Below are 17,252 nucleotides of genomic sequence, written 5' to 3' on the forward strand. Positions count from 1 at the left end.
CCCAAAACCGCGTAAGAGCAGCGACGAACGAGGAAATCACCACCATGCGACCGATCGGTCCAGCCATCGCTGCTTTGATCCTGCCGGCCCTTGCCGCGGGGCAGGATGTCGATTTTTCGTTCGCTTGCAAAACAACGGCCAAAACGACGACGAAAACCGTCTGACGTCTCTGGCCCTCCGCTCTCTCCCCGGTAAGGCCGGGGACCGGAACCTTCGTGGCAACGCGCGCGGTTCCCCCTCCACCCGACGAGGAGAGACAGAAAGAGAGCTTAGATCATGGGTTTCAAGATTGCAGTCGCAGGCGCCACCGGCAATGTCGGCCGGGAGATGCTGAACATCCTTTCCGAACGCGGCTTTCCCGCGGATGAAGTGGTCGCGCTTGCTTCCGCCCGCTCCCAGGGCACGGAAGTTTCCTTTGGCGACAAGACCCTCAAGGTCAGGAACCTCGAAAACTACGATTTTTCCGATACCGATATCTGCCTGATGTCGGCCGGCGGCGCTGTTTCTCTCAAGTATTCGCCGAAGATCGGCCAGCAGGGCTGCGTCGTCATCGACAACTCTTCGGCCTGGCGCTACGACGCCGAAGTGCCGCTGATCGTGCCGGAAGTGAACCCGGACGCGATCTCGCTCTTCACCAAGAAGAACATCATCGCCAACCCGAATTGCTCGACGGCCCAGCTCGTCGTGGCGCTGAAGCCGCTGCACGACCATGCCAAGATCAAGCGCGTCGTCGTCTCGACCTACCAGTCGGTTTCCGGCGCCGGCAAGGACGGCATGGACGAACTCTTCAACCAGACCCGCGCCGTCTTCGTCGCTGATCCGATCGAATCGAAGAAGTTCACCAAGCGCATCGCCTTCAACGTCATCCCGCACATCGACGTGTTCATGGAAGACGGCTACACGAAGGAAGAGTGGAAGGTCCTGGCCGAAACCAAGAAGATGCTCGATCCGAAGATCAAGGTGACCTGCACGGCTGTGCGCGTTCCCGTCTTCATCGGCCATTCGGAATCGGTCAACATCGAGTTCGAGAACGAGATCACCGCAGACGAGGCCCGCGACATCCTGCGCGAAGCACCGGGTTGCCTGGTCGTCGACAAGCACGAAAACGGTGGCTACGTCACGCCTTACGAATGCGCCGGCGAAGATGCGACCTACATCTCGCGCATCCGCGAGGACGCAACCGTCGAAAACGGTCTCAACATCTGGGTCGTTTCCGACAACCTGCGCAAGGGTGCGGCACTCAACGCGATCCAGATTGCCGAGCTCCTGGTCAACCGCGGTCTCATCAAGCCGCGTAAGCAGGCCGCCTGAAACGGCAATTGAGCAATTCGTTCCCGCCGAGCCCATCCGGGCTTGGCGGGTTTCCTGTTTCACAATCGCGGGTCGTTTCGCCCCGGCTTCACGTGAAACCACGAAAAAGTTACCGCCGCTTCCGGCAGGTGACATGGCCGGCCAAGGCTGGCATTTTTGAAAGCAATGAGATTCGGGCTATGACGGGGTATTTCATGCACAGGGCAAAGTGCGTAGCGGTGGGGCTTGCTGCCCTGGTTTCGACTGTAGTTTTTCCGGCGGTGGCCTCCGCCGCCCAATGCGGCAACGACGGAAGCGGATTTGCTGCCTGGGTGCAGAATTTCAAGCAGGAAGCCTCAGGCAGCGGCATCAGCCCTGCGGTGCTCGACCGCGCCCTTTCCAGCGTCTCCTACAACAAGGCGACGATCCGCGCCGACCGCGGCCAGAAGAGCTTCAAGCTGTCGCTCGACCAGTTCATGCAGAAGCGCGGCGGTCAGACGATCATTTCCCGCGGCAAGAAGATGAAGCAGCAGAATGCGGCGCTCTTCACCAGCATTGAACGCCGCTTCGGCGTGCCCGCCGGCCCGCTGATCGCTATCTGGGGCATGGAAACAGGCTTTGGCGGCTTCATGGGCAAAGAGCATACGCTCTCGGCGGTTTCGACGCTCGCCTATGACTGCCGCCGCTCGGACTATTTCACCGACCAGCTCTATGCCGCCCTGCAGCTTGTACAGCGCGGTGACCTGAGCCCCGATGCGCGCGGTGCGGCCCACGGCGAGATCGGGCAGACCCAGTTCCTGCCGGCCAACGTCCTGAAATACGGCGTCGATGGCGACGGCAACGGCCACATCGACATGGTTCGCTCCAAGGCCGACGCGCTGGCCTCGACCGCCAACTTCCTGCGCGGTCACGGCTGGCAGCCGGGTGCCGGCTATCAACAAGGCCAGGCGAATTTCGGCGCGATCCAGGGCTGGAACGCGGCAACCGTCTACCAGCAGGCAATCGCCATCATCGGCGCCGAGATCGACGGCCTCTGATCGAACCCAATTCGCGCATCTCTCCGGATGCACGATGCCTTTCGGAAGATTGCAAAGCCCGGATCGTCGATTCGGGCTTTTTTGCTGGTTACATGCCCGGGCGGGAGAAGTCGCCGGTCGCGGGATCCATGATCCAAAGCTCGCCGGTCGAGATGTCGAACCAGGCGCCGTGCAGATGCAGCTTGCCCTTGGCTTCGAGGATCTGAACACAAGGGAAGGTGCGCAGGTTGGCAAGCGAGTTGCGGATCGAGACCCGCTCGAGCGCACGCTGCCGCTCCGCCTGGGTCATGACGTCGTTGCTTTGGATCTGCTCGGCGGCCGGCTTCAGGAGGTTCATCCAGCGACCGATGAAATCGCCCGGCGACAAGGGCTCGGCATCAGGATCGAGCACCGCCTTGATACCGCCGCAGCGGCCATGCCCCATCACGACGATGTCGCTGACGCGGAGCGACTGCACGGCGAACTCAAGCGCGGCCGACGTCGAATGGTAATGGCCGTCCGGCTCATAGGGCGGCATGAGATTGGCGACGTTGCGCACGACGAAGAGTTCACCCGGCCCGCTGTCGAAGATCGTTTCCGGCGCCGCCCGCGAATCGCAACAGGCAACAACCATCGTCCTCGGCTTCTGGCCGGTTTCCGCCAGCACCTTGTAGCGCTTCTGCTGTTCGCTGAAGCGGCCATTCATGAAGTTGTGGTAGCCGTTCAGAAGGTGGTCCGGAAAACGCTGTTGCTGCTTGTCCATCGATTACTCCGCTGCTGCTTCGAGCGGGATGAGCGGACTTCCGCCCGCATCACGCCCCGCCATGAATATCATCATGACCTAAAGTTCAATCCACGATGCGACAAGGGCTGCTGCCCATGAACAGTTTCTTCTATTTGCGCCGCATCTGATTCGGATGCACCAGGCGGCGCATCTGCACCATCGCCATCGGCGTCGAAAGGCTCGAAGCGTCCTGCTCGATCGTCAACTCGTCGGCACCGCGTTTGACGCTCCGCGCGATGATCTCGAACACGCTTGCGGTCGCCATCTGCAATGCGCGCTCTTCCGATAGTCCTTCGAGAAGCCGCGCGAGAAACAGGGCAGTCAGCAAGTCTCCGGTGCCATTCGGCGGGTTCTCGACGAGCCGATGTTCGGCGAGCAGCGCGTGATTGCCCGAAAGGAAGAGATTGCCGGTACCGCCGCTCATCATCGGCACCGCTGAGGTCACCAGCACGCGGGCCGGACCGAGGCCGAGGGCGGCATCGAGGATCGCCGTATTGGTCTCCAGCGTCGCGCCGGCGAGCCAGGCGAGCTCGAAGCGGTTCGGCGTCGCCAGGTTGGCGAGCGGCAGCAGCTGGTCGCGGATGGCCGTCGCGGTCGCCTCCGGAACATAGAGCCCGCCGGCGTCGCCAATGACGGGATCGCAGGCGTAGATCAGCTTGGGATTACGTTCCCTGAGAGTCGTCACCAACCGCACAACGCCTTCGGCCTGACCGGGCGATCCGAGATAGCCCGAAAGCACGGCGCGCACCTCCCCGACCCAGGGCGCGGCAATGAGATCGTCGATCATCGACTGGAAATCCGCGTCTGAAATGGTGACGCGGGTCGAGCGCCCGTGTCCGGGATGCCAGGGAAGAATGACCGTCGGCAGTGCCCAGACCGGATGCCCCAGCGTCTCCAACGCGAACACCGCGGCCCGGTTGCCGACCTTGCCACGCACGACATGGCTCGAGATGACGATGACGGCGCCGGGCAGGGAGGGCATTTCGGGCATCGACGAGTCCAATCCTTCGGTCTACAAACTCTGATCACCCGACTGTCACCGCCCTGTCAACAGGCGATGGCAGATAGGTCCGGTGGAAGCCGCTGGCGTTTTCGTGCTTTTTCATCGATTTTCGAGCAATTTTCGCGAAATTGCCTTCGATTTAAATGGATTTAAGCTGTTTTCACGTGAAATTCTCCAATTTTCGGCTCGATTTTGCCGAAATCGGCGTAAATAGCGGTCGCCATTAGCCATGGTTCTGATAGGGTTTGGCCTATCATGAGTGGGAGAGACTTCATGGGCGTGAAATACAATCCGAAGCGGGACAGACACATCGACGCAGCAAAGGCGGCCGCCATCAAACTGGGCGTCGACGCGCTGGCGCCGGAGAGCCTCTTCGGTGGGGCCAGCAACGATGACCTCGATCTTTATTCGGCGGACATGCTGGCGCTGATTGCAGCCCATGCGCATCGTGAACTCGCCCGCTGGGATGGCGGCAAGCCGCAAGTTTCGGTCGAAACCGTCGCCGGCGTGGCGCCGGGTGGCACCGAGGTTTCGATCATCGCGATCACCGAACACAACATGCCGTTCCTCTATGATTCGGTCATGGGGGAAATCACCAGCACGCACCGCGATATCCACCTTGCGATCCATCCCATCCTGGTCAAGGAACCGGGCAAGCCGGTAAAACTCTTCGATCCGGAAGAGGCAAGCGATCCGGCGCACCGCGTCAGCCACATCCAGATCCACTTGACGAAGCTGGCGCCCGTCGAAGCCGAGCAGCTCAGCAACCGCATCCGCGACGTGCTGGAGCAGGTACACCAGACGGTACACGACTGGCCGGCGATGACGGCGCTGCTCGACCAGGCCGTGCAGGAACTCGAGGCCTACAACGCCTCGCGCAAGAAAAGCGACCGTGATGAGGCGCTCGCCTTCCTTCGCTGGCTGCGCGACAACAACTTCACCTTTATCGGCATGCGCGAGTATACCTACTCGGGCAAGGGCGGAAAGGCGACGGTCGAGCGCGGCAAGGGCAGGGGCCTCGGCATCCTCTCCAACCCCGACGTGCGCGTTCTGCGCCAGGGCAAGGACGCAGTACTGACCACGCCGGAAATCCTCGCCTTCCTCGACGGCCCCGATTTCCTGATCGTCACCAAGGCCAACGTGAAATCGGTCGTCCATCGCCGCGCCTATATGGACTATATCGGCATCAAGCGCTTCGATGCCGACGGCAATGTCGCCGGCGAGTTGCGCATTGTCGGCCTGTTCACTTCCTCGGCCTATACCCGCCAGGCGGCTGAAATCCCGTTGCTGCGCCACAAGATCGAGAAGATCGTCGACCATTTCGGCTACGACCCGCAGAGCCACTCCGGCAAGATGCTGGACAACACGCTCGAATCCTATCCGCGCGACGACCTCTTCCAGATCGATGTCGGTCTGCTCGCCGCCTTCTGCGAACAGATCAACGAGTTGGGCGACCGGCCGCGCATCCGCGTCCTGCCGCGCATCGACCATTTCGACCGCTTTGTCTCGGTCATCGTCTTCGTGCCGCGCGAACAATATGATTCCGACGTACGCGAAAAGATCGGCGACTACCTGAAGACCGCCTATGACGGCCGCGTTTCGGCCTATTACCCGGCCTTCCCCGAAGGCGGTCTGGCGCGCGTCCACTTCATCATAGGCCGCACCAGCGGCAAGACCCCGCGCATTCCGCAGGCCAAGCTTGAAGAGGCCGTTCGCGGCATCGTCACGCGCTGGATCGATCGGTTCGACCTTCTCGCCCGTAAGGACGGCATCGAGCTTGATGTCGACGGCGCCTACCAGTCGTTCTTCACGCCGGCGGAAGCCTATGCCGACCTTGCAGACATTGCCGCCTGCAAGGCGGAAGATCCGATCCGGATCTCGTTCTACAACTATAACCGCCCGGTCAACCGTCCTGACACGGCCGAGCTGAAGATCTTCCATGCCGGCGAGCCCGTGTCGCTGTCGCGCCGCGTGCCGCTGCTGGAAAACCTCGGCTTCCGGGTCATCAGCGAACAGACCTACGACCTCAATGTCGGCAGGCACGGCGAGGACAAGCACCGCGTCGTGCTGCACGACATGGAGCTGATCCATCGCGACGGCCTTGCGCTCAATCTCGAAAAGTCGGGTGCGGCGCTGGAGGAAGCCTTCCTCGCCGCCTGGAACGGCACGATCGAGGACGACAACTTCAACCGGCTGATCCTGCTTGCGGGCCTCAATGCCCGCGAAGTCACGGTGCTGCGCGCCTATTCCCGCTATCTGCGCCAGGCCGGCATCACCTATTCGCAGGGCTATATCGCCGACACGCTGAACAAGTATCCGGCGATCGCAGCCGATATCTTCAAGCTGTTCGTGACCCGGATGGATCCGAAGCTCGAGGAAAAGCCGCGTGCAAAGAAGTGCAGCGCCCTGCTTTCCGCGATCGAGGACGCGCTGTCTGCCGTTCCGAGCCTCGACGAGGATCGCATCCTGCGCCGCTACGTCAACGCGATCGAAGCGACGCTCCGGACCAACTACTTCCAGCATGGCGCCGACGGCAAGCCGCGCGCGGTTCTCGCCTTCAAGCTTGACCCGAAGCAGCTCGACGGCCTGCCGGAACCGCGTCCGTTCCGCGAAATCTTCGTCTACGGCACCGAGGTCGAGGGCGTGCACCTGCGCTTCGGCAAGGTCGCCCGTGGCGGCCTGCGCTGGTCGGACCGCGCCCAGGACTACCGCACGGAAGTGCTTGGCCTCGTCAAGGCGCAGCAGGTCAAGAACGCCGTCATCGTACCGGTTGGCGCCAAGGGCGGCTTCTATCCGAAGCAACTCCCCGTCGGCGGCACCCGTGACGAGGTCTTCAGGGCCGGTACCGAAGCCTACAAGACCTACATCCGCACTCTGCTTTCGGTGACTGACAACATCGTCGGCCAGGATATCGTGCCGCCCGCCGATACGCTGCGCCGCGATGGTGACGACCCCTATTTCGTCGTTGCCGCCGACAAGGGCACTGCGACCTTCTCCGACACGGCCAACGGCCTGGCGCAGGAAGCGGGCTTCTGGCTTGACGACGCCTTCGCCTCGGGCGGCTCCGCCGGCTACGACCACAAGAAGATGGGCATCACCGCCCGCGGCGCCTGGGAGACCGTCAAGCGGCACTTCCGCGAGATGGACATCGACATCCAGACGACGCCCTTCACCGTTGCCGGCGTCGGCGACATGTCCGGTGACGTCTTCGGCAACGGCATGCTGCTCTCGGAGAAGATCCGCCTGATCGCGGCCTTCGACCACCGCGACATCTTCATCGATCCGTCGCCGGATATCGATGCCTCGTTCGCCGAGCGCACGCGCATGTTCGCTCTGCCGCGTTCGAGCTGGCAGGACTATGACCGCAAGACGCTGTCCGAGGGCGCGATGATCATCTCGCGTGCCGAAAAGTCGGTGACGCTCACGCCTCAGGCGATGGCCGCCATCGGCCTCGACAAGCAGAAGGCAACGCCCTTCGAGATAATGAATGCGATCCTGAAGAACCAGGTCGATCTGCTATGGTTCGGCGGCATCGGCACCTACATCCGCGGCAGCAACGAAACGGATGCGGAAGTCGGCGACCGCGCCAACGATGCCATCCGTGTGACGGCCGAAGAGGTCCGCGCCCGCGTCATCGGCGAGGGCGCTAACCTGGGCGTTACCCAGAAGGGCCGCATCGGCTTCGGCCTCAATGGCGGCCGCTGCAACTCGGACGCCATCGACAACTCGGCCGGCGTCAACTCCTCCGACGTCGAGGTCAACATCAAGATCGCGCTTGCTTCGGCCATGCGCGATGGTCGCCTGACCCGCCCGAAGCGCAATACGCTGCTCGCCTCGATGACCGAGGAAGTGGGCCATCTGGTGCTGCGCAACAACTACGAGCAATCGCTGGCGATCTCGCTGACCGCGATGCAAGGGCTCGGCAACCGCACGACGCTTGGCCGGCTCATGACGCGCCTCGAGGCCGACGGCCATCTCAACCGCAAGGTCGAGACGCTGCCGACCGACCAGGCGATGACCGAGCGCTACCAGGCAGGCAAGCCGTTGACCCGCGCGGAAATCGGCGTGTTGCTTTCCTACTCCAAGCTCGTTCTCTTCGATGAACTGATTGCGAGCGAACTGCCCGACGATCCGTACTTCACGGCAACGCTGGAGCGCTACTTCCCGGGCAAGATGCGCAAGACCTATGCCGGCGACATTCACGGCCATCGCCTGCGCCGCGAAATCATCGCGACGATCCTCGCCAACGAAGTCATCAACCGCGGTGGCCCGGCCTTCGTCTCGACGCTGACGGATGCCACCGGCTTCCTCTCGGCCGACGTCGTCAAGGCCGCTGTGCTGGCGCTCGACGGCTTCGACCTGCCGCGGATCTATGACGAGATCGACGCACTCGACAACAAGATCGGCGGCGGCCTGCAGAACATCCTCTACCAGGAAGTCGGTCGCATCTTCACACTCGTCACCGAGCGGGCGTTGCGTACCCACGCGGCGACCGGCTCGGTCTCCGAAGCCGTATCGCGTCTCGGCGACGGCCTGCAGAAGCTGCGCGCTACCATGCGGACCGCCGTCTCCGGCGAGAGCGCCGAAGAGGCCCGGTTGAAGACGGCTGCCTTCGTCGAGGGCGGGGTACCCGCCAAGCTCGCCGAGGAGATTTCGGAACTGGCGTTGATGACGCTCGTGCCCGAGATCATGCAGATTGCCGCTGAAACCGGCGAAACGCTGAGCCGCACGGCCCAGGGCTACTTCGCCGTCACCGACACGCTTCGGATCAACCGCCTGCTTGCGGCGTCCGATCGTGTTCCGGCAACGGAGCAGTTCGAGGCAATGGCTCTGTCGCGGGCCGTATCCGATATCGCCGCAGCGCGGCGGGATATCACCGCGGCAGCGCTGCGCGAGCAGAAGAAGGACCGCAATCCGGTAGCCGCCTGGGAAGAGAGCGAACGCGTCCGAGTCGCCCAGGCGACCGGCCAGCTGCGGCTCCTGACCGAGAAGGGCGAAACGACGCTCGCCAAGATCACCGTTGCTGCAGGTCTCCTCAATGACCTCGCACGCGGTAGGGCGAAGTAAGGCATTTTATCCCGTACCGATCGGCGCGGGTTGGATGGAACCGGCCCGCCTGAACGGGACAAACGCAGATGCGGGCAGTTTTTTCGTCCGCATCCTGCTCTGGACCTTTTGGAATCGGTGGGATTGAAGATAGGCTGCGCCGCGCGTTCGAGAGGACGCGCGGCGCAGTCGTTTCGGGAGGGGACCTTGCAGATTTCGGCCGAGAGGACTGAGGAACAACCGCGGGCGTCGCGCGCGGGCATCGCTGGCTGGATGCTGTTCGACTGGGCGGCGCAACCCTTCTTCACGGTCATCACCACCTTCATCTTCGGCCCCTACTTCGTCTCGCGCCTGACGGAGGATCACGCCGTCGGCCAGGCGATGTGGGGCTATACGCTGACGGTTTCCGGCATCATTATCGCCGTGCTTTCACCGGTACTTGGCTCGATCGCCGATGCGACGGGGCCGCGCAAACCCTGGATCGCCTTCTTTGCGGTCATCAAGATCGCATCACTCGCCATGCTCTGGTTCGCGGCACCCGGCTCGCCCATCCTCTACCCGGCGATCTTCATGATCCTCGCAAGCATCGCGGCCGAGTTCTCGATCGTCTTCAACGATTCGATGATGCCGCGCCTCGTTCCGGAGAAGGACGTCGGCCGCATCTCGAATATCGCCTGGGGGCTTGGCTATCTCGGCGGCATGATCGTGCTGATCGCCGTCGTGGCACTCCTTGCCGGCAGCCCCGAGACCGGCAAGACGGCAGCCGGCATCGATCCGTTGTTTGGTCTCGATCCTGCCAAGGGAGAGGATGCGCGCATCACCGGCCCGATCTCGGCGCTTTGGTACCTCGTCTTCATCCTGCCGATGTTCCTGTTCACCCCGGATGCGACTAAGGCGACCATGTCGCTTGGCAAGGCAACCGTCACCGGCCTTCGGGAATTGAAGGGCACGCTCGGCGAACTCAAGGAAAGAACGGGCATTCTGCGCTTCCTCATCGCGCGCATGATCTTCCAGGATGGCGTCAACGGCCTTCTGGCGCTTGGCGGCACCTTCGCCGCCGCAATGTTTGGCTGGCGGACGCTGGAACTCGGCATCTACGGCATCATCTTGAACGTCGTCGCCATCGGCGGCTGCCTCTATGCAAGCAGGCTTGATACGCGGCTCGGCTCCAAGGTCATCGTCACTGCCAGCCTGATCTGCCTGACATTGGCAACGATCGGCATCGTCTCGACCGGCCCGGGCTTCACCCTGTTCGGTCTCATGCCGCTGTCGACGGAGGATACCGGGGGCCTGTTCGGCACGGCGGCTGAGAAGGCCTACATCCTCTATGGCCTCTTGGTTGGCATAGCCTTCGGCCCGGTTCAGGCCTCGTCGCGTTCATATCTTGCCCGCAGCGTCAGCCTGGACGAGGCCGGGCGCTACTTCGGTCTCTATGCGCTTTCCGGCCGCGCCACGTCGTTCCTTGCCCCTGCCTCGGTCGCGACGATCACGCTTGCCACCGGTTCGGCCCGCATCGGCATGATGGCCCTCATCGCGTTTCTGGTCGTTGGCCTGTTGATCCTCCTGCGCACGCCCTATCCGGCTGACGACGGGCGCAAAAAAACCGCCGCATCCTTCGGACGCGACGGCCTCTGACTTGTCGTTCACGCGCCTTAGTGGCGGAAGTGGCGCATACCGGTGAAGACCATGGCAACGCCGTGCTCGTTGGCAGCGGCAATCACCTCTTCGTCACGCATCGAGCCGCCCGGCTGGATGACGGCGGTGGCACCTGCGGCAATCGCCGAGAGCAGACCGTCAGCAAAGGGCAGGAAGGCTTCGGAGGCGACGGCGGAGCCCTTGGTGAGCGGCGTCGCGAGACCGAGCGCCTTGGCCGCTTCCTCGGCCTTGATCGCAGCGATGCGGGCGGAATCGACGCGGCTCATCTGGCCAGCGCCGATGCCGGCGGTCTGGCCGTCCTTGGCATAGACGATCGCGTTCGACTTGACGTGTTTCGCCACCTTGAAGGCGAACTTCATGTCCTCGAGTTCCTGGGCCGTCGGCGCGCGCTTGGTCACGACCTTGAGCTCGAGATCTTCGACCATGCCGTTGTCGCGCGTCTGCACCAGCAGACCGCCTGAGACGGTCTTGGCCGCAAGGCCGGGAATGCGCGGGTCCGGCAGGCCACCGGTCGAAAGCAGGCGAAGGTTTGGCTTGCGGGCGATGACCGCCTTGGCAGCATCGCTGACGGAAGGCGCGATGATCACTTCGGTGAAGAGCTTGACGATTTCTTCCGCCGTTTCCGCATCGAGTTCCTGGTTGAGCGCGATGATGCCGCCGAACGCCGACGTGGAATCGCAGGCAAGCGCCCGGCGATAGGCTTCCGTCAGCGTCGGTGCCGTTGCAACGCCGCAAGGATTGGCGTGCTTGATGATGGCACAGGCCGGCGCCTTCTCCGGCAGGAATTCGGCGACCAGTTCGAAGGCCGCATCCGTGTCGTTGATGTTGTTGTAGGAGAGCTGCTTGCCCTGAAGCAGCGTCGCGGTGGCGACACCCGGGCGGTTCTCGCCGGTGAGATAAAAGCCCGCCTTCTGATGCGGGTTCTCGCCGTAGCGCATCTCTTCCTTGAGCACGCCGCCGATCACCCGGTGGCGCGGCATCGGCGTATCGAGCGCCTCGGCGAACCAGTTGGAGATGGCTGCATCGTAAGCCGCGGTGCGGGCATAGGCCTTGGCCGCCATCTTCTGGCGGAAGGCATAGGTCGTCTTGCCGGCAGCAAGCTCTTCCAAAAGAACCGGATAGTCGGCCGGATCGGTGACGATCGTCACATAGGCATGGTTCTTGGCCGAGGCGCGGATCATTGCCGGGCCGCCGATGTCGATGTTTTCGACTGTGGTCGGATAGTCGCCGCCCTGGGCGCGGACTTCTTCGAAGGGATAGAGGTTGATGATCGCAAGGTCGATCGCGGTGATGCCGTGCGTCGACATCGCGGCGACGTGATCGGCATCGTCGCGGATCGCGAGCAAGCCGCCGTGCACGCCCGGATGCAGCGTCTTCACGCGGCCATCCATGACTTCAGGAAAGCCGGTCAGTTCGGAAACGTCGCTCACCGGCAGGCCGGCCTCCGAGAGCGCCTTGTGCGTGCCGCCGGTCGATACGAGCCGGATGCCCTTTTCATGAAGAGCGCGCGCCAGATCGACGACGCCTGCTTTATCGGACACGGAGAGGAGGGCGGTGCGGACCGTAACCTCGTTCGGGGCGGGGATTTTCTTCGAGGCGACAGCCATCACCATGCTCCTTTGGCGGCGCCGGACGCCCGGGAGGAAGCTCCGGCGGTTGGGATGGCTGCCCGTTAGCATAGCTTGTCTGGAGAAGGAACCTCCACGAGACGGTAGCGCTAAAATAAGCACCTCAGTTCACGCGCGAGAAGGTCCACTGGATCTCCGGCTGACGGGCGACGGCGAAGGTTACGGTCAGTTGCGACGACGCGCGGATGCCCGAAGGATCGGCAAAGAAGATGTCCTCCTCCACCGCAAGCTCTCCGTCCTGGCAGGCAAAGAGCCAGATTTCGCCATCCGGCGCGGTCAGAAAGATCTCGCGCGCATTATTCTGGCGGATGCCCACGGCCGGATGAATGTGGAAACGCGCGACAGCCGTTGCCGTATTGCCGTCGTCCGGATCACTGCCATCGGCCCGCGACAGCCGGTCGCGGCCACGGATCATGCGGCCGCCGTTCAGGACGCCGATGTCGCGTTCGTGGACCAGGTCGAAGGCCGCAAGATAACCGTCATGACTTGCCGTCACCGACTCCAGCCCGCCAGGCTCGTCTTTCCGTGCCACCGTTACCTTCGAAACGCCTGTCGTCATGATCGGCCCCAGGAAACGGGAGTGCGAGAAGCGCGAAGAGGACGTGTCGTTGACGGTGACAGTGGAATGCGCTGCGGTCGTGCGCGACATCTGCCGGAAACGGTCGCCGGCAAATTTCGGGGCACCGGAATTGACGACGAAGCGCGTCTTGCCCGACGACATTTCGAAGGACAGGCAGCCGGCATGGGCGCTGCGCGAGAGATCGACGGAAAGCGGCCGGCCGGTATCCATGATGACGACCGTGTTCTCGATCGCCAGACGCTCGTAATGCGCATGGGGCAGCGAACGGAACGGTTCGCCTGCGGTCTCGTCATAACGCAGCACCGAGGCCAGTTCGTGCGCCAGGACCGACGTCGCGCCGTTGAACAGCGCGAGCTCGCCGCCCTGATGGCGGAAAAAGCGCAGGGCCGGATACATGCGGTCGATGCAGGGGATCAGCCGCGACGGCACGTCATGGCCGAGATTGACGTAGGTCTGCCGAAGCGGCAGCAGATCGAGCAGCAATTCGAGCCCGGCCCGCGGGCTGCGCGAGCAATGGCTGCCATCCGGCAGGATCTGGCGATCGAGTTCGAGGTCGAGATGGCGCGAGGCTTTGCGAATGGCGCTCGGCGAAGCTGGCATGGCGACCGACGCCATGGCAAGCGCAAGCCGCACCCGAAGCCTCGCCTCGCCATCGCGCACCGTCTCTGCGATGTGGCGCAGGTAGCGCACCTGAAGCGCCAGACTCTTCAGGAAACGGCGATAGAAACCATGCTCCGCATTGCGCAAAACAACGGGCGAGTGGGAAAGCCAGGCAATGATACGCTGGGCGATGATATCCGGATCCCAGGCAATGCCGCCGAGATCGCGGCCGTGGGTGGCGATCCAGTCGTCGACGATCTGGCGCAAACGCACATAGCCGGCATCCTCGCGGATCGCACGCAGGTGCCTCAGCCAGCCGAAGGAGTGGAGACGCGCCGCGAACTCGCGCGACGGCAGGTCGATCTCGAACGGCGACTCGCCTTCCGTATCGACAACGCGGCCGGCAAGCGGGAAACGGCCGGCGAGAATTTCTTCGGCAACAAAGGGATCGACGGCTCTAAGATCGGTCGGCGCGACGATCAGGCGGTTGGGCGTCGAGCCAGTAAAACGCAAAGTGGAGACGCGACCGATCGACAGCCGGCGCGACACCCGGCGCCAACCTTCACGCACATACAGGTAAGAAAGCCTCCGCCTGCCGGAAAACAACATCAAGGCCGCCGGTTTCCTCATTTCTGGCACGACCGCTCAAGACATCTGAACGGGCGATGGTCTCGCGCCAGCCGCCGCATGGTGTCAGAGAGACCGTTAAACTTTTATCAATATTGTCGTCTTTGATAGGCCTCTGGCGCGATAGCGTCAAATGACGCGGCAAAACAGGGCCTTGAGCCCCATTTTGACCGACTCAACTTCGGTTGGCGCTGCTATTTGCGGCGAATCACCGCCGCGTAGAAGCCGTCGAGACCACTGGCAAAGGGCGCGTCGAGCGGGAACATCGCCGGCGTGGTGCGCATTTCGCCGAGCGGCGTGATTGCGTCCTCCAGCCCCGGCCAGTCCGCAGCCGAAATCGCAACCCGTTCATAGGCAGCACCGGAACCGATCACTCGCTTAACAACCTCTTCGCCTTCGAGCGGATCGAGAGAGCAATTGGAAAAGACGACGATGCCACCGGGCTTGACGACGGTGAGCGCATGGCGGAGCAGCCGCTCCTGCAAGGTGGCGAGCTTTGCGATATCCTCCGGCCCCTTGGTCCACAGCACGTCGGGGTGACGACGTGTCGTGCCGGTGGAAGAGCAGGGTGCATCGAGCAGGGCCGCATCGAACAGCATTTCCGGCTGGAAGTCGGCCATGTTAACTTCCTTCGTCTCCGCCTCCAGGCCAAGCCGCTTCAGATTGCCCTTCAGCCGACGCAAACGGCTGCCGGACTGATCAAGCGCCGTCACTTCGGCGCCGGCGAGGATGAGCTGTGCGGTCTTGCCGCCCGGTGCGGCACAGAGATCGACGACCCGCTTGCCGCTGAGGTCGCCGAACAGCCGCGCCGGTATCGACGCTGCAGCATCCTGAACCCACCATGCGCCATCGTCGAATCCGGCTAAGGAAGGGATGGAGCCGGAAAATGCGCCGAGACGGACCGAACCGGTCGGCAAGACGATGCCACCAAGACGCTCGGCCCAAGCTGCGGGCTCAGACTTGACCGACAAATCGATTGCCGCCGGCGTCAGCTGCGCTTCCGCGATCTGTTGGGCTGGTCCAGCGCCATAGCGGGCGACCAGGCGCTCGAAGAACCAATCCGGCATCGCCGGGACATCACGCATACCTTCGAGAATGGCATCCTTTTCACGTGACAGGCGCCGAAGAACCGCATTCACGAGATTGGCGAAACGCCGATTGCGCGGATCCGCCTGCGCCTGCTCAACGGCGAGGTCGACGGCGGAATGATCAGGCACATCGAGATAGAGGATCTGCGCTGCCGCGACGGCAAGTACGTGATCGAGCGCGCGCGCGCCCTCCGGCAAAGGCGTCTGCAACAGCGAATTGATGGCGGCCTGGATGCGCGGGAGATGGCGAAGCCCTGAGTTCAGGATCGCCCGCACCAGAGCACGGTCGGCCTCACTGAGTTCGCGATAGGCCGGATTGCCGTGCTCGCTGTCGAGCATGCCGTCGAGCGACGTCTTGCGGTCGATCACCGCGCCGAGAATCTTGGCGGCGGCCTGACGTGCTCTCAGCCCCGGTTTTTCCGGGCCGCGAGGCGCATCGGCGGGTTTTTTCGATTTCGCTGCGGCGCCGTTTCGGTGCGATCGTTTCGGGAGTGAATCGTTCTTGTTATCTGTGGACATCAGGACCAGGGACCTTTGGGTGGTTCGGAACCACCGCGACCCCAACCGGTAGAGGGTACAGAGCGCGATTTGCGCACCGGATTATCAGCCCGAACCGGCGGCGTCGAGACCGAAGACATTTCCTGGGCCATCTGCTGCAGGGCCGCAATCCGGTTTTCGGTGTTCGGATGGGTCGAGAACAGGTTGTCCATCCGCTCGCCGGAGAGCGGGTTGATGATGAACATATGCGCCGTCGCCGGATTGCGTTCGGCGTCGTCATTGTGAATCTGCTGCGCCGCACCGGCAATCTTCTGCAGCGCCGAGGCCAGCGCCATGGGCTTGCCGCAGATCTCGGCGCCGCGCCGGTCAGCCGAGTATTCACGGGTACGGCTGATCGCCATCTGCACCAGCATCGCCGCCATCGGCGCCACGATCATGGCGACCAGCGTGCCGATGAAACCGAGCGGATTGTTGTTTTCACGGTTGCCGCCGAAGAAGAAGGCAAAGTTGCCGAGCATCGAGATCGCGCCGGCAAGCGTCGCCGTCAGCGTCATCGTGAGCGTATCACGGTTCTGCACGTGCGCCAGTTCGTGCGCCATGACGCCCGCCACTTCATCATAGTTCAGCGCATGCAGCAGGCCGGTGGAGGCGGCAACCGCGGCATTTTCGGGATTGCGACCGGTGGCGAAGGCATTCGGCTGGGGGCTGTCGATCACATAGACGCGCGGCATCGGCAGACCGGCATTCCGGGCAAGGTCACGCACGATGCCGTAGTACTCCGGCGCACAGCGCTCATCGACTTCCTGGGCGCGATATATGCGCAGCACCATCTTGTCGGAGTTCCAGTACGAGAAGAAGTTCATGCCCGCGGCCATGACGAAGGCGATCATCATGCCGCCGCGTCCGCCGATGACGAAGCCCACCGCCATGAACAGGGCGGTCATGACTGCAAGCAGCATGGCGGTGCGGACAAGGTTCATCTAAGTCTCCGGATCGTCGATGTTTCACGTGAATCAGGGTTCCCGTTGTGTGAACGGCATCCTATATGATGGGTGCAAATGCCCCGTTCTTCAATATTGATGCTCGAATCCGGATACCGTTCAGATGCAGAACGACAATGACAACGCTCCCGATCGCCCGAAACGGCCACTGCCGCCCGCAGCCATGCGCGCGCTGAAGGAAGCCGAAGAGCGGCGTCAGGCGGAAGAGAAGAAGGAATTGCCACCAGAGATCGGCGGACGCGGCGGTGAAGATCCTGCCCGCTACGGCGACTGGGAGATCAAGGGTCGGGCGATCGACTTCTAAGCTTGAGGCGGCAAGCCGCCGGCCCCTTAGCTGCGAACTGAATCCGGCTCACTAAATCGCCACAGGTGCAGAGCACTGCGTGCAGCGACACCGCAAATCACGTGCAAACCTTATTTGTTTCAGTCGAAACG

Annotated in this window: 11 protein-coding genes; 5 read left to right on the plus strand and 6 right to left on the minus strand. The window is 62.9% G+C overall.

Annotated elements, in window-relative coordinates; genetic code table 11:
- Nucleotides 1-276: 276 nt before the first annotated feature.
- Entirely contained in the window at nt 277-1,311 is a 1,035-nt protein-coding gene (locus ACN9MO_RS17320) for an aspartate-semialdehyde dehydrogenase (RefSeq protein WP_057251996.1), read from the plus strand.
- A gap of 194 nt (nt 1,312-1,505) precedes the next feature.
- A complete protein-coding gene (locus ACN9MO_RS17325) occupies nt 1,506-2,327 on the plus strand; it encodes a lytic murein transglycosylase (RefSeq protein ID WP_093233510.1) in 822 nt (273 codons plus the stop codon).
- A gap of 88 nt (nt 2,328-2,415) precedes the next feature.
- Here ACN9MO_RS17325 and ACN9MO_RS17330 read toward each other — a convergent pair whose 3' ends face one another.
- Both ACN9MO_RS17330 and pdxY read right to left on the minus strand, forming a co-directional pair.
- Nucleotides 2,416-3,069, minus strand: a complete 654-nt coding sequence (locus ACN9MO_RS17330) for a carbonic anhydrase (RefSeq protein ID WP_058327505.1) — start codon at nt 3,067-3,069, stop codon at nt 2,416-2,418.
- A 130-nt stretch (nt 3,070-3,199) separates the two neighbouring features.
- On the minus strand, nt 3,200-4,081 hold the full coding sequence (gene pdxY, locus ACN9MO_RS17335; protein ID WP_058321638.1) for a pyridoxal kinase PdxY: 882 nt from the start codon (nt 4,079-4,081) through the stop codon (nt 3,200-3,202).
- Nucleotides 4,082-4,366: 285 nt separating this feature from the next.
- On the opposite strand from pdxY, the gene ACN9MO_RS17340 reads away from it, so the two are divergent.
- Together ACN9MO_RS17340 and ACN9MO_RS17345 are read left to right on the plus strand one after the other, a co-directional pair.
- Complete coding sequence (locus ACN9MO_RS17340) at nt 4,367-9,160, plus strand: NAD-glutamate dehydrogenase (protein ID WP_112995100.1); 4,794 nt, start codon at nt 4,367-4,369, stop codon at nt 9,158-9,160.
- A gap of 186 nt (nt 9,161-9,346) precedes the next feature.
- The gene (locus ACN9MO_RS17345) at nt 9,347-10,774 is read left to right on the plus strand and encodes an MFS transporter (protein ID WP_112995099.1); all 1,428 of its coding nucleotides are present in this window, start codon (nt 9,347-9,349) and stop codon (nt 10,772-10,774) included.
- Between the two features lie 17 nt (nt 10,775-10,791).
- On the opposite strand, the gene purH is transcribed toward ACN9MO_RS17345, so the two are convergent.
- The 4 genes from purH to htpX form a co-directional block, all read right to left on the minus strand.
- Nucleotides 10,792-12,402, minus strand: coding sequence for a bifunctional phosphoribosylaminoimidazolecarboxamide formyltransferase/IMP cyclohydrolase (gene purH, locus ACN9MO_RS17350; RefSeq protein WP_112995098.1), 1,611 nt, complete (start codon nt 12,400-12,402; stop codon nt 10,792-10,794).
- A gap of 124 nt (nt 12,403-12,526) precedes the next feature.
- On the minus strand, nt 12,527-14,212 hold the full coding sequence (locus ACN9MO_RS17355) for a heparinase II/III family protein (RefSeq protein ID WP_113133126.1): 1,686 nt from the start codon (nt 14,210-14,212) through the stop codon (nt 12,527-12,529).
- 212 nt (nt 14,213-14,424) lie between these two features.
- The gene (locus ACN9MO_RS17360; protein ID WP_113133125.1) at nt 14,425-15,837 is read right to left on the minus strand and encodes an RsmB/NOP family class I SAM-dependent RNA methyltransferase; all 1,413 of its coding nucleotides are present in this window, start codon (nt 15,835-15,837) and stop codon (nt 14,425-14,427) included.
- Nucleotides 15,837-16,796: a zinc metalloprotease HtpX gene (gene htpX / locus ACN9MO_RS17365; RefSeq protein WP_112995095.1), complete on the minus strand. Its 960-nt coding sequence runs from the start codon at nt 16,794-16,796 to the stop codon at nt 15,837-15,839. Before htpX ends, ACN9MO_RS17360 begins: the two co-directional genes overlap by 1 nt.
- A 124-nt stretch (nt 16,797-16,920) precedes the next feature.
- On the opposite strand from htpX, the gene ACN9MO_RS17370 reads away from it, so the two are divergent.
- Nucleotides 16,921-17,121: a DUF1674 domain-containing protein gene (locus ACN9MO_RS17370; RefSeq protein ID WP_057252005.1), complete on the plus strand. Its 201-nt coding sequence runs from the start codon at nt 16,921-16,923 to the stop codon at nt 17,119-17,121.
- Nucleotides 17,122-17,252 lie beyond the last annotated feature (131 nt).

The organism is Ensifer sp. R-19, assembly GCF_049905105.1.
Taxonomy (GTDB): Bacteria; Pseudomonadota; Alphaproteobacteria; order Rhizobiales; family Rhizobiaceae; genus Ensifer.

What these genes read in the sequence shown, in the direction of transcription:
- ACN9MO_RS17320 (WP_057251996.1), top strand. Translation starts at nt 277, where the DNA reads ATGGGTTTCAAGATTGCAGTCGCAGGCGCCACCGGCAATGTCGGCCGG.
- ACN9MO_RS17325 (WP_093233510.1), top strand. Translation starts at nt 1,506, where the DNA reads ATGCACAGGGCAAAGTGCGTAGCGGTGGGGCTTGCTGCCCTGGTTTCG.
- ACN9MO_RS17330 (WP_058327505.1), bottom strand. Translation starts at nt 3,069, where the DNA reads ATGGACAAGCAGCAACAGCGTTTTCCGGACCACCTTCTGAACGGCTAC.
- pdxY (WP_058321638.1), bottom strand. Translation starts at nt 4,081, where the DNA reads ATGCCCGAAATGCCCTCCCTGCCCGGCGCCGTCATCGTCATCTCGAGC.
- ACN9MO_RS17340 (WP_112995100.1), top strand. Translation starts at nt 4,367, where the DNA reads ATGGGCGTGAAATACAATCCGAAGCGGGACAGACACATCGACGCAGCA.
- purH (WP_112995098.1), bottom strand. Translation starts at nt 12,402, where the DNA reads ATGGCTGTCGCCTCGAAGAAAATCCCCGCCCCGAACGAGGTTACGGTC.
- ACN9MO_RS17355 (WP_113133126.1), bottom strand. Translation starts at nt 14,212, where the DNA reads ATGTTGTTTTCCGGCAGGCGGAGGCTTTCTTACCTGTATGTGCGTGAA.
- ACN9MO_RS17360 (WP_113133125.1), bottom strand. Translation starts at nt 15,837, where the DNA reads ATGTCCACAGATAACAAGAACGATTCACTCCCGAAACGATCGCACCGA.
- htpX (WP_112995095.1), bottom strand. Translation starts at nt 16,796, where the DNA reads ATGAACCTTGTCCGCACCGCCATGCTGCTTGCAGTCATGACCGCCCTG.
- ACN9MO_RS17370 (WP_057252005.1), top strand. Translation starts at nt 16,921, where the DNA reads ATGCAGAACGACAATGACAACGCTCCCGATCGCCCGAAACGGCCACTG.